Source organism: Cohaesibacter sp. ES.047 (genome assembly GCF_900215505.1).
GTDB lineage: Bacteria > Pseudomonadota > Alphaproteobacteria > Rhizobiales > Cohaesibacteraceae > Cohaesibacter.
The window spans coordinates 4764246-4776839 of sequence record NZ_LT907844.1; the positions used below are offsets into that span (position 1 = coordinate 4764246).

Annotated in this window: 10 protein-coding genes; 2 read left to right on the top strand and 8 right to left on the bottom strand. The window is 56.5% G+C overall.

The window, feature by feature from the left end; genetic code table 11:
* Nucleotides 1-66 precede the first annotated feature (66 nt).
* The gene (locus CPH65_RS22090) at nucleotides 67-2628 is read right to left on the bottom strand and encodes an FAD-dependent oxidoreductase (RefSeq protein WP_096176564.1); all 2562 of its coding nucleotides are present in this window, start codon (nucleotides 2626-2628) and stop codon (nucleotides 67-69) included.
* A 479-nt stretch (nucleotides 2629-3107) separates the two neighbouring features.
* Here CPH65_RS22090 and CPH65_RS22095 point away from each other — a divergent pair, with 479 nt between their 5' ends.
* Nucleotides 3108-4133 (top strand): GlxA family transcriptional regulator, encoded by a 1026-nt coding sequence (locus CPH65_RS22095; RefSeq protein WP_096175875.1) that lies wholly within the window; start codon nucleotides 3108-3110, stop codon nucleotides 4131-4133.
* On the opposite strand, the gene CPH65_RS22100 is transcribed toward CPH65_RS22095, so the two are convergent.
* The 7 genes from CPH65_RS22100 to CPH65_RS22135 all read right to left on the bottom strand — a co-directional run bounded on the left by CPH65_RS22100 (nucleotide 4117) and on the right by CPH65_RS22135 (nucleotide 11587).
* On the bottom strand, nucleotides 4117-5196 hold the full coding sequence (locus CPH65_RS22100; protein ID WP_157747858.1) for an ROK family protein: 1080 nt from the start codon (nucleotides 5194-5196) through the stop codon (nucleotides 4117-4119). The two genes, CPH65_RS22095 and CPH65_RS22100, sit on opposite strands and share 17 nt — an antisense overlap.
* A 357-nt stretch (nucleotides 5197-5553) precedes the next feature.
* Nucleotides 5554-6918: an aminotransferase class III-fold pyridoxal phosphate-dependent enzyme gene (locus CPH65_RS22110; protein ID WP_096175878.1), complete on the bottom strand. Its 1365-nt coding sequence runs from the start codon at nucleotides 6916-6918 to the stop codon at nucleotides 5554-5556.
* Nucleotides 6908-7693 carry a carbon-nitrogen hydrolase family protein gene (locus CPH65_RS22115; protein ID WP_096175879.1) on the bottom strand — a complete coding sequence of 262 codons (786 nt, stop codon included), beginning with the start codon at nucleotides 7691-7693 and terminating at the stop codon, nucleotides 6908-6910. The genes CPH65_RS22110 and CPH65_RS22115 overlap by 11 nt, the downstream gene beginning before the upstream one ends.
* Before the next feature lie 19 nt (nucleotides 7694-7712).
* Nucleotides 7713-8741, bottom strand: a complete 1029-nt coding sequence (locus tag CPH65_RS22120; RefSeq protein WP_096175880.1) for an extracellular solute-binding protein — start codon at nucleotides 8739-8741, stop codon at nucleotides 7713-7715.
* Between the two features lie 34 nt (nucleotides 8742-8775).
* Entirely contained in the window at nucleotides 8776-9591 is an 816-nt protein-coding gene (locus CPH65_RS22125; protein ID WP_172891565.1) for an ABC transporter permease, read from the bottom strand.
* On the bottom strand, nucleotides 9591-10514 hold the full coding sequence (locus CPH65_RS22130) for an ABC transporter permease (protein ID WP_096175882.1): 924 nt from the start codon (nucleotides 10512-10514) through the stop codon (nucleotides 9591-9593). Before CPH65_RS22130 ends, CPH65_RS22125 begins: the two co-directional genes overlap by 1 nt.
* Nucleotides 10514-11587, bottom strand: a complete 1074-nt coding sequence (locus CPH65_RS22135) for an ABC transporter ATP-binding protein (protein WP_096175883.1) — start codon at nucleotides 11585-11587, stop codon at nucleotides 10514-10516. The genes CPH65_RS22130 and CPH65_RS22135 overlap by 1 nt, the downstream gene beginning before the upstream one ends.
* A gap of 90 nt (nucleotides 11588-11677) precedes the next feature.
* Between CPH65_RS22135 and CPH65_RS22140 the strand changes: the two genes are divergently transcribed.
* Nucleotides 11678-12469 (top strand): helix-turn-helix transcriptional regulator, encoded by a 792-nt coding sequence (locus CPH65_RS22140; RefSeq protein WP_096176565.1) that lies wholly within the window; start codon nucleotides 11678-11680, stop codon nucleotides 12467-12469.
* Nucleotides 12470-12594 lie beyond the last annotated feature (125 nt).

The following is a 12594-nucleotide window of genomic DNA, read 5'->3' on the forward strand; positions in this document are numbered from 1 at the left end:
TAATAAAAGGGGCGAGACTGCGTCCTCGCCCCAAACCATCAATCAATTGGAACTGACCGGCAAAGCCTAGCTGCGCGGCTTCAGATTCTCCGGATCATAAAGCGGTTCATAGCCAACTCCAGCGACTTCCACCGGATAGACCTCATCAAAATAGGTCACATTCAGCTTCCGCCCCTTCTCGCAATAGGCGCGCGGCAAATAGGCAAGCGCGATAGTCTTGCCGATGCTGGGGCCGAAGGCGATAGAGGTCGTGTAAGACCGCCGTCCCAGATCATCCACCAGCACGTCTCCGGTCTCGGGATCCATCACGGGTAGCGTGCCAACCGGATAGCGCGCGACACCCGCCCCATCTTCATTGCCTGTCATGACCAGCGTGCAGAGCGTGGCAGGCTGGTGTTCGCGGGCACGATATTCCAGATGCTTCTCCTTGCCGCGGAAATCAGCCTCCTTGACCTTGGGCCGCGCCAGATCGGCTTCATAAAGATTATACTGGGTGAGCAGGTCAGCATTCTGAAGGCGCAGGGACTTCTCCATCCGGCGCGTGTTGGCATAAGTCTCAACACCGACAGCAATGGCACCGGTCGAGCGCAGAGCATCCCAAATGGCGAGCCCGTCCTCATAGGCCATATGCAGCTCCCATCCCTGCTCGCCGACATAGGAGATCCGGAAAGCGGTCGCTTCCTTGCCTGCAATCGTGACCGGTTTGAGCGTTCCAAAGGGGAAACTGTCAGACAGCAGCGCTGCTGGTTCCTCAACAAGGCTCTGCAGTTTGACCCGCGCATTCGGCCCCCAGATGCCGACCGTGACAAAGTCCGTCGTCACCTCCGTGATAGTGACATCAAAGCCCTTGTCTCGCGCCACCCGCTGCATGTAGCGCAGATCACGCGGTCCTGCATCGGCACCATTGACGAGACGGCAGAACGCTTCAAACCGCAGCACCGTAAAATCAGCCCGGACATTGCCTTCATCATCAAGGAAATGGGTATAGATGCCGCGATTGATGTTGCGCTCGCCACCGATCTTGGCCGCACACAGCCATTCCAGAAAGGCCACATGATCTGGCCCGGAAATATCCGTGAGGTGGAAGTGCGACAGATTGATGATGCCGCAATCCTCGCTCATTTCCAGTTGTTCGGCGTTGGAAACGCGCCAGAAATGGCGATTGTCCCACTCATTCTTGCGCACCGGAATCCGGTCGGCATATTTCTCGAGAAGATGCTCATTCGCTGCATAGCCGTGGGCACGTTCCCAGCCCCCAAGCTCCATGAAATAGCCGCCAAGCTCCACCTCGCGCTCGTAGAAGGGCGAGCGTCTGAGATTGCGTCCGTTGCCGAAAGGCTCGCGCGGATGAACCGGGGGATTGTAGATCTTCGCCGCCGTTTCCTCGCAGCGACCGTAGATGTAATCCTCTTCGAGCTGATAGGGATTGAAGCGCGAAAAATCGATGCTGGCATGGTCAATCTCGGTACGGCCATCCGTCATCCAGTCAGCAATCAGCTTGCCCATGCCCGGGCCGTCTTTCACCCAAATCCCGACCGCATACCAAAGTCCGCGCAGCTTCTGGCTTTCGCCCATCGCCGGGCCACCATCAATCGAAGTCTGCAACAGGCCGTTGAAGGAATGGCTCTCATTGAACCCAAGCTCGGTGAGAATGGGTGTCAGCTCCATGGCGCGTTCGAGCGGTTCGATGACATCTTCCAGCTCGAGATCACGCTGGGAGGGCGACAGGCGCGCCTCTTCCTTCTCCAGTATGTCGCGCGGATGCACAAGGCGCGGGTTGGACTCGTAATAATAGCCCCACTCGATCTGGCCACCTTCTGTGCTTTTGGAATCGCCCGTGTCGCGCATATAGGCCGAATTGCCCTGATCACGCATCAAGGGGCGGCCGATTTCAAGCCCGGTGCCATCATACTCGTTGTAGGGACCAAAGAAGGTCAGCGGATGATCCACCGGCATGACGGGCAGATCTTCTCCTGCCATCGCTGCAATGAGACGCCCCCACAATCCGGCACAGACAACCACATAATCCGCATGGATCGTGCCGCGTTCAGTCACCACACCCTTGATGACGCCATCTTCGGTGATGAGTTCCAAGGCGGACGTATTGGCAAAGGCTTTCAGCTTGCCTGCATTCACGCCCTGATCGACGAGTTTGCCCGCCACGGTCTGTGAGCGCGGAACGACGAGACCGGCATCAGGATCCCAAAGTGCACCCTGAATGAGATCCTCTTCAAGCAGCGGGAATTTCTCCTTGGCCTCTGTCGTCGAGATCATCTTGGCGCGCGTACCGAAGGCGCGACCTGAGTCCACCTTGCGCTTCAGCTCCGCCATGCGCTCATCATCGCCAACACGCGCCACCTCAATGCCGCCGATCCGCTCGTAATGGCCCATCTTCTCGTAGAAATCGACCGAATAGAGCGTGGTCCAGCAAGAGAGGAAATCATGGCTGGTCGCATAGCAGAAATCCGATGCATGGGCTGTTGAGCCGATATCGGTCGGGATGCCCGACTTGTCGATACCGACAATATCGTCCCATCCGCGTTCGATCAGATGATGGGCCACCGAGGCACCCACAATCCCGCCAAGCCCGACAATCACGACCTTTGCATGCTGAGGAAATGAGGACATCTTCAAAACTCCTTGCCAGATAAAGCCGGTCAACATGGCAAGATGCCCGAGCTGAACGGCTGCGACAGATCCCCATCATTCGGAATTTCTGTCATTCAGAATTTCAAGGCCACCCGACCATCCGGCGGATGAACAGGGGACCATGAAGCAATCGCATCAACTGGCTTCCCCGCAGTATAAAAAGGGGCGTCAGTATATCTTTATCTAACAGTCGCATCAGCGCCCCATTATTTCAGTTTTAGCCCGTCTTCCGAACAGCCTGCAGCACAGGGTGCGCTTCAAAACGGAAGCGGGACCAGTCAATTCAAAGCAGAGTGCCACACAATCGGGGCATCTACTGTCGGTATGAAAACTCAATAGAGAAACTATTGCGACGATATGCAGCGCTGTATAGTATGAATGCGACAAAATGAGATGATTTTAACGACACTGGAACACGCATCGCGCAGGGGCCAACAGCGAACGGAGCATGTGAGCCAATGGAGAGGACCATCAATCCGACCAGACCGAGCAGCCGAGGGGACGTGCGCCTGAGGGTCGGGTTCATCCTCTCGGGGCGCTTTACCCTGTGCGCCTTTGCCAATTTCGTCGATGTGCTGCGATTGGCAGCCGATGATGGCGATCGAAGTCGTCCCATTTTCTGCAACTGGTCGGTGCTCTCTCATGACATGTCCCCCGTCTCCTCAAGCTGCGGAGTGCGGGTCAGCCCCAATGAGCGCCTCGGCAATCCCAAGGACTTCGACTATATCGTCGTTGTTGGCGGGGTGATGGATGAAACACCGGACCTCAATCCCGCCTATACCCGCTACCTGAAGCGCGCAGCCAATGAGCACGTGCCGCTGGTTGGTGTCTGCACCGGTGCGTTCCTTTTGCATCAGGCGGGTCTTCTTGACGGCTTCCGCTGCTGCGTAAGCTGGTTTCACGACCCCAATTTCCTTGAACAGTTCGATGGTCTTAACCCCGTATCGAACCAGATCTTCGTGGTCGACCGCGACAGGCTCACCTGTTCAGGCGGGGCAAGCTCGGCCCATCTGGCCGCCTATCTCGTCGACAAGCATGTCGGACGGGCACAGGCCCAGAAAAGCCTTCGGATCATGATCATCGACGGGGCTCAGGACGCAGAAATGCCGCAACCGGGCGTGACACTCGAATTCAGGACAAAGGACCCGCTGGTCCATCGAACACTGTTGATCATGCAACAGAATATCGACACGCCACTGACCATCAAGGAAATCGCCAAACGCATTGGCGAAAGCAAGCGCCGCATCGAGCGCCATTTTCGGGCAGAGCTGGACATGTCGCCTCAAGCGGCCTTCCTGTCGATCCGGCTATCCTTTGCCCATCACCTCGTGACCTCGACCCAGAAATCGGTTGCCCGGATCGCGGTTGACAGCGGCTTTTGTGATGCGTCCCATCTCAGCCGCTTCTACAAGCAGCGTTTCGGAGCGACACCCCATGCCATCCGGCAACAGCCAGAAAAGCATCAGATCATGTTGACGGGCTGAAGAAGACACGCTCAAGCGGCACCCCCGCAGCCCCGATGGCAGCTGCCTCGGGAGGCATCTCGGTTACCAAAAGACCGGGAGCATGTTGCTTGTCCCTGCCAGCGATGGGGCCGAGGGATTGTGTCCGTTTGACGAGGGCCTTGGCCAAGTTCTTGCGGATCCGCCCGCCCAGCACGATCGCCTTGGGATCGACAACGCCCGTCAAAACACTGAGAATCCGATGAAGGGACGGCGCGGACTGATCAAGCCACTGGGAAACGCCGGGTGTGCGCAGATTGATGCCCTCTGTCACTGCGCCGAGATCATCAACCGAAGCCCCATGCTGTTTGAGGTTCGCCAGTAGCCCGTGAAGCGACGGCTCGCTGGTCGCATCGCCCGTGTTCAACAGGCTGTCCAGCACACCAGCATTGCCAAATGCCCCGCGCGTCAACGAGCCATCAACAACCAGACCGCAGGCAAGCGAGCGGCCAATCGACAGATGCACAAAGGTATCCAGCTTGCGCCCGGCCCCAAATCTGGCCTCGCACAAAGCAGCGGCGTGCGCCGCAGTTTCCGTCCAGATTGGCAGGTCATACCACTGCGAAAGCAGCGGCCCGACATGCACTTTTGACCATTGCTTGAGGGCTGGATGGGCAGAAAAAGACGTGCGATCAAGCACCTGTCCATCAAGACAGAACCCCAGCCCGAAAATATGATCCCGCGCGAACCCCGTTTCGAGCAGAAGGCTGGTGATTTCCCCATCAATGCTGGAGAGCGTATCGTCCCTGCCTTGACCGCTGATGCACAAGAACCGGGTCCAGACCCCACCAGCAAAGTCCATAAGGGCGACGCAGGCGTGGTCGGTATGAACCGCAATGCCGATCGAGCAGCAATAGCGTGCATTCAGCAGGAGCTTGGGGCTGGACTTTCCGCCAGAAGCAGTTGCTTCGGGTTCACCAAGGCGCATGAGCCGCCGCTCGCACAAATCCATGATGAGTGCATGAAACGTGTCACCGTCGATGTCGAGGATTTCGGCCAACTCAGCGCGTTGCAGATTGGGCTGACGCAAAAGAGCGGACAGCAAACGCCTCTCCCGCAGCGGCACGACCGGGCGCTTTCCCCGTTCACGAAAAAATCTTGAATCGATATCGGCAATTGGATCGTAGTTCATCAAGCCCTCGGAGACCCTGAAAGAGACGACAAAGACGCCACATACATTCAAGAAATACCGGATATCGGCTACCCGAGCTTAACCCCTTGAATCATCTCCTTCAAAGGGTAACTGCCTTTGAAGACATTGTCATACAAAATAGCAGCCAAACAAACAGCAACCGCATGAGATGCTTCTGGGCACGGCAAGAAAAAGGTGCCGGCCATCGCGGTGCCAACACCCTTCACTCGACGCACAGGATCATCCCCCCTCGCAGTCCCCACATGGGCATTACAGCGTTTTCATCACCTCGCTGATGCTATCGCGAAGGATAGCGGCGATCTCGGCAATCATCTGTTCGGTCAGGATAAGCGTCGGTGACAGGATGAGGATGTTGCCAAGCGGACGGGCTATCAGTCCGCGTTTCTGTGCGGCCTGGGCGATCTTGAGACCGACCGCCTCATCCGGCGAGAAAGGCGCATTTGTCGCCTTGTCCTTGACGAACTCGATGCCGATCATGAAGTGGCTGCCGCGCACTTCGCCGACAATGTCCAGATCGCACAGCGCCTTGAGAGCATTTTCGAAGGACTTGCCCGTTGTGCGCACCTGTTCAGGCAGTTTTTCCGCTTCCATCAAAGCGATGTTGGCGAGGCCCGCAGCCGTCGCAGCCGGATGCCCCGAATAGGTCATTCCATGCAGGAAGGTGCCCCCCGGCCCCGAAATCACGTCGTGAATTTCGTCCGAGATGATGGTCGCTGACAGCGGCTGGTAGCCCGACGTCAGCCCCTTGGCGGTCGTGATGATATCCGGTTCAATGCCGAACAAATCCTTGGACGCAAAGAAATGGCCGAGCCGTCCCCATGCAGTGACGACCTCATCCGAGATATATTTGATGTCATAGGCAGAACAGACCGCCGCCATGCGCGCATGATAGCCCTCAGGCGCAACGATCACGCCGCCAGCCCCCATGATCGGTTCAGCGATGAAGGCCGCAATGGTCTCTGGGCCCATATGCTCGATGGTGCTCTTGAGATCTGCAACGAGCAGGTCAAGAAACTCCGCTTCACTAACCCCACCGCCTTCGCGCCAATAATGCGGGCTGCGCAAGTGGTGGACGAGTTCATTGGCGCTGTCCCACCCTTCCGAATAACCGGGTGTGGTCATGGCGATGGCAAGATGGGTGGAGCCGTGATAGGCCCCCATGCGGCTCAGGATCTTCTTTTTCTTGGGGCGGCCCAGACGATTGTTATAATGGTGCAGCATGCGCACAGCCGTATCATTGGCCACCGAGCCGGAGTTGGCAAAATAGACCTTGTTGAGTGCGCCGGGCGCAAGGCTGGCCACCTTTTCGGCAAGGGCAGCCGCCGCCGGGTGGGTAAAGTTGTAGAAGGTCGAATAGAAATCCAGCGTATCGAGCTGCTTGGAGATCGCCTCGATGATCTCCTGGCGGCGATGCCCGACATTGACGCACCAAAGCCCGCCAATCCCATCAATCAGCCTGTTGCCTTCGCTGTCCATCACATAGGCACCGTCAGCATTGGTCACCACGGTTCGGGCACCATCCTGCTTGAGGGCATTGAGGTCGGCAAAGGACTGGATGAGATGAACGTCCGATGTCAACACCGTGTCGGTATCGGTTGCCACATTATAGTTCATTGATAACTCCAATCGCTCTGTAATCTTCACGCTGTCGCGACACCATCTCCGGTGCAATCTCTCCCGACAGTCTCACTTCAGCCACCAGCAGGCTTTCCTGTCGCCCGGCAGTGGCCAGCATCTCGGCATCTGGCCCCGCGATCAGCGAGCATCCCGCGTAGTCAAGCCCGGCTTCCGAGCCGCAATAGTTGGCGTAAACGATAATCAGGCCCATTTCGGAAGCGCGCGCGGGAACCAGATAGTCCGAAACATGCTCATACCCTTTCGGGTTGGCGGTCGGCACGAACACCAGTTCCACGCCCTCTTGCGCAAGGGCCAAACAATGTTGAGGAAATTCAATATCATAACAAATGAGAAGAGCCGCTTTTCGCCCCTCCCACAGAAAGGTCGTATAGCTGGACCCATAAGCAAAGCTGGCTTGCTCCATCGGTCCGAACAGCTGCAGCTTGCGGTGATGCGCCAATTGCGTGCCTTGGGCATCAAAGCAGGTGGCCGCATTATAGACACAGCCATCCGCAGCCTCAGCCCAACCAATTGTCAGACCGCAACCACTTTGCGCAGCGACAGCGGACAAGCGCTGGCACCATTCCCCGCCCAGAGGCTGGGCGAGGCTTTTGTGAAGCGCCGGCTGGTTATAGCCGGGCAGGTAAAGCTCCGGAAAGACAGCCATTCTTGCGCCTGCCATCGCGGCAGCAGACAATTGGCTTTCGATGACGGCAAAGGCCGCATCGATATCGCCATCAATGGCCGGTCCCTGATACAGTGCAAGTTTCATGACTGTCTGATCCGTTCGCCTATTTCTTCAGGTTGGTCCAGATGGCATCGTAAAGAACCTGAACCTCTTCAGGGCATGCCTGCACGAAGACGCCCTTGGGGCCCTCGGGTGGATTGGATTCCGGAGAATTCTTCACCGCATCATCGAGATAAGGCTCGACACCCTTCACGCCGGATGTGTATTGGGCATAGTTGGTCACCGCCGCCGCATTTTCCGGCTCAAGCAGGAAGTTCATGAACTTCAACGCATTTTCCCGGTTGGGGGCATCTTTAAGCAGCGCCACATTGTCCATCCAGACGATATAGCCTTCCTTCGGGAACGCATATTCAATGTTCGCCCCTTCGCCGCGCGCCTTGGCGGAGAAGCCAGACCAGATCATGCCAGCAGCGGCATCGCCCGAGACAAGCACATCCTTGGCAACATCGGAACCGAACGATGCCCAGTCCTTCTTGGCATCCAGAACAAGAGCATTGAGGGCCTTGAGCTGATCGCGATCGGCGGTGCACTGCGGGATACCAAGATGAAGAGACGCCAGCGTCAGTGTTTCACCCGCCGTATCGAGCACGTTGATCTTGCCTTTCAGCTCTTCAGGCGGATCAAAGACGATCGCGGTGGTATCGATCGGCCCTTTGTAGACATCACGATTGACCGCAAAAGAGGTGGAGCCCCACTGATAGGGGATGGAGCTCTTGCGACCCGGATCGAAACTCACATCGACCCACTGATCCTGAATATTCGAGAAATTGGACAGCTCGGAGGGTTCAAACGTATCCAGCATGCCCTCGTCATTGAGGATCTTGACCATATAGTCGCCGGGAACCGCGACATCATAGCTGCCCAGCTTGCCTGCCTTGAGCGAAGCAAGCAGCGCTTCATTGCTGTCATAGGTATCCATGGTGACTTCGACATCATATTCCTTGGCAAACTTGTCCAGCAGTTCCTGCGGGATATATTCGAACCAGTGATAAATGGACAATTTGCCTTCGGCCTGAACGTTGGCCGTTAGCGCCAAAAGTGCCATCGAGGTCGTCAATAGGAGTTTCTTCATCGGGAGGGCTCCACTCTGTAAAAAATGTTTTCTGTCAGGATTTTGTTTTTAATTGCCCCATCCGACCGATTAGCCAGGACAGGGAGACAAAGACCACCGACACGCCAAGCATGAGTGTCGAAATGGCCATGATATTGGGCTTGATCCCCTGTTTGACCGACCCGAAAATTGCGGTCGGAAGGGTTTCAACGCCAGCGCCCTTGACGAAGTTGGTGATCAGGAAATCGTCAAGGGAAATGATGAAGGCAAGCAAAAAGCCAGACAGAATGCCGGGCATCATGATCGGCAAAAGGATCTGCTGGAACGCCTCTCTGGGCGTGGCGTAGAGATCCATGGCAGCCTGCTCATAGACATCCGGAATGCTCTGCATGCGAGCCGAAATCGGCAAATAGGCAAAAGGAATACAAAAAACGGTGTGCGCAACAAGGATTGTGCCAAGGCCACTGGTAAATCCGATGGCGGAAAAGAACACCAGACTGGCCACGGCGGTCACCACTTCGGGCACCATCAGTGGCAAATTGATGAGCGCGAAGCTCGCCATCTTGCCCTTGAAACGCCCAGCCCGCGTCATCGCCACCGAAGCGGCAACGGCAATCATGGTCGCAAGACCCGCTGCAATCATCGCAATCGTCAGCGAATTGGTTGCGGCCCGCTGGAATTTCGTTGCCTCCGGTCCGGTGAAGACATCGACATACCATTTGAGAGACAAGCCACCCCAGTTGGTGATCGAGGTCGATGCGTTGAAGGAATAGACACCGACGATAACCAGCGGGGCATAAAGCACCACAAGGCACAGGATGGTGATCGCCAGAAAGCCGGGAAAGCGGCGAAGGTCGGTTTTGGCAGCCATCAGCGACGCTCCCCTTTGCTCTGATTGCGGGCGTAGACCAGAAGCACCGCCATGACAATGCTCAGAAGGACCATGGAAATGGCGGCTCCGAAGGGCCAGTTCCCTGCAGCACCCTTGAATTGCTCCTCAATCAGCGAACCGATCATGAAGTTCTTTGCCCCGCCCAGCAGATCCGGTGCCAGAAAGGCACCAAGGGACGGCACGAAAACAAGGATGCAGCCGGCAATGATCCCCGGCTTGATCACCGGCAGGATAACCAGTCGCAAGGTCGTCCAGACCCCGGAGTAGAGATCGGCAGCGGCCTCCGACAGGGCGAAGTCATATCGCTCGACCGCGGCATAGATCGGCAACACCATGAAGGGCAGATAGCTGTAGAACAGCCCCAGCTGCACGGCAAAATTGGTATTGATCAGCCCGATGGGCTCGTTGATGATCCCGGTCCACATCAGAAACTCGTTGAAGGGACCCGTGTCGCGAATGAGAAATTTCATTGAGACGGTGCGGATCAGCAGATTGACCCAATAAGGAATGGTGACCAGAAACAGCCAGATCGAGCGCGACTTCGGATCCCGCGTGGCGATGAACCAAGCGGTCGGAAAGCCGATAAGCAGACAGGCAATGGTTGCCACGCCCGCCTGCCAGATCGAGCGCCAGAAAATCGAGATGTAGGTCCATTCGATCGACGGGGGCTCATCCCCGAACAGGCCGCGATCAAAGAAGAACTGGTCGTAGGCATCAAGGGAGAATTCCCAGATCACGCCGCCGCGGAATTCCTTGGTCAGGAACGAATAAACGGCCATCACCAGAACCGGAGCCAACAGGAAGATCCCGATGACGATCCAGGTTGGCAGCATGAGGCGGAAACTGTTGCCGCGATAGATGTCCGAGGTCTCGCCCGCGCCCATCGGCGCACCGGCCGCCATTAGTCAACGAGCAGGCGCGCGGCACCTGCCTCCATTTTCAGCCCCACCGAGGCACCAGCCTCGGGAACTTCCTGCCCCTCCGAATTCTGCAGCCTGATGTTGATGGCCTCACCATCAACAAGCTGCATCTGGAGGTGAATGTCCGTACCCAGATAGACTTGGCCGACAACCGTTGCGCAGAGATCTGCCTCGGCTTCGGCACACAGACTGATCCGTTCCGGTCGCACCGAAAGATGCCCCTTGCCCGCATCCACTGCATCGGCAGCCGGACAGGAGAACGGATGCCCTCCGGGCAAGGTGATACTGGCTTGTCCGCCAGATACCGAAAGAACATCAACATCAAGAAGGTTCGTCTCACCAATGAAATCCGCAACAAAGCGATTGATTGGCGCTTCATAGATTTCACGAGGCGATCCGACCTGTTGCACACGCCCATCCGACATGACGGCAATGCGATCCGACATGGTCAGCGCCTCTTCCTGATCGTGGGTCACGAAAACAAAGGCAATGCCGGTCTCGCGCTGAATTTCCTTCAACTGCACGCGCACCGCCTGCCTCAGCTTCAGATCAAGAGCAGAGAGCGGTTCATCGAGCAACAGCACTTTCGGGCGCGGAGCGAGAGCCCGGGCAAGAGCCACCCGCTGCTGCTGTCCCCCGGACAATTGCGCTGGCTTTCGATTGGCGAAATCCGCAAGTTGGACCAGTTTGAGCACGTCATCGGCCCGCCGCACCGCCTCGACCCGGCTCCAGCCGGACCGCAGGAGCCCGAACATGACATTTTCCTCGACGCTCATATGCGGGAAAAGTGCATATTGCTGGAAGACCGTATTGACCGGCCTCTTGTGCGGCGGCAGATCCGTAAGATCCGCGCCTTGCAGCCGGATCGACCCTCCACTCACCTCCTCGAAACCAGCAATGCAGCGCAGAAGCGTTGTCTTGCCGCAACCGGACGGTCCAAGCAGGGTGAAGAACTCATTGTCGCGAATATCCAGAGACACACCATGCAGCGCGGTCACCGGACCATAGTTTTTAACGACTTTATCAATATCAATTGCAACATCAGGGCGGTTCATCTAAATCTCTTCGTTGATACCACTCAATTCACTGGATAAAAGACTAAGTTAGGTCATTTGAGGGGTATATACCCCCAAGGAGGTATGGAGATGGTCTCGCCCAATTCGTCGGAAAGCCACTTGGGGAAGGTGATTGCCGCTCTCTCGTCCGAGACATTTGAAAGCAAATTATTTCAATGGCTTAACAGATGCTTTGAAATAGACAACACAACCATGCTGGCCTATTTCCAGAACAAAAGGCCCGAAATCCTGTTCTCACAATCTCGCGTGAAAAGCGTTCACGAGAAGCTTGAGACGGTCTATGTCCCCGCCGCATACCTCCTTGATCCTTTCCATGCTCTGCATGTGGATCAGGCCGAACCGGGGCTCTATTGGTTGCAGCGTATCGCGCCAGATCAGTTCCAGCGCAATGAATATTTCGCCACCTACTATCAACGCACAACGCTGGTCGATGAAGTCGCCTATGTGGCAAACCCGTCCGATGGCGTTTCGGTGCATATTTGTCTGGGGCGAGATATATCTTCGGGACGACGGTTCAACGCGCGCGAAGTCGCCAAGGCGGAATTGCTGGCACCGATCGTCTGCGCCCTGATCGAACAACGCTGGTCGGGCCTTGAATCCACGGGCGATTTCAGCGACGAGGATCTGGCCCGGCATTTGATCGAAGCCATTCAGGAAGCCCATCAGATCAAATTGAGCCCGAGACAAGCTCAAGTGGCCCTGCTCATCCTGAGGGGCCACTCGTCTGTTTCCATCGGCCTGCGCCTGGGCATCAGCCCACAAACCGTCAAGGTCTTTCGCAAGCAGCTTTACAGCAAATGCAAGATTTCGTCGCAAGCCGAACTCTTCTCGCTATTGATGCCCCTTCTCTCGATGCATTGAAACGGCGTTTCAGATAATCACCAAGATAGACCATAACAAATTGTAATAATTGGATAAAATTCTGGACAGAACTGTCCCGCCAGAGTCCGCTGACATCAAATCTTCACAAAACTTACATGTAAGCG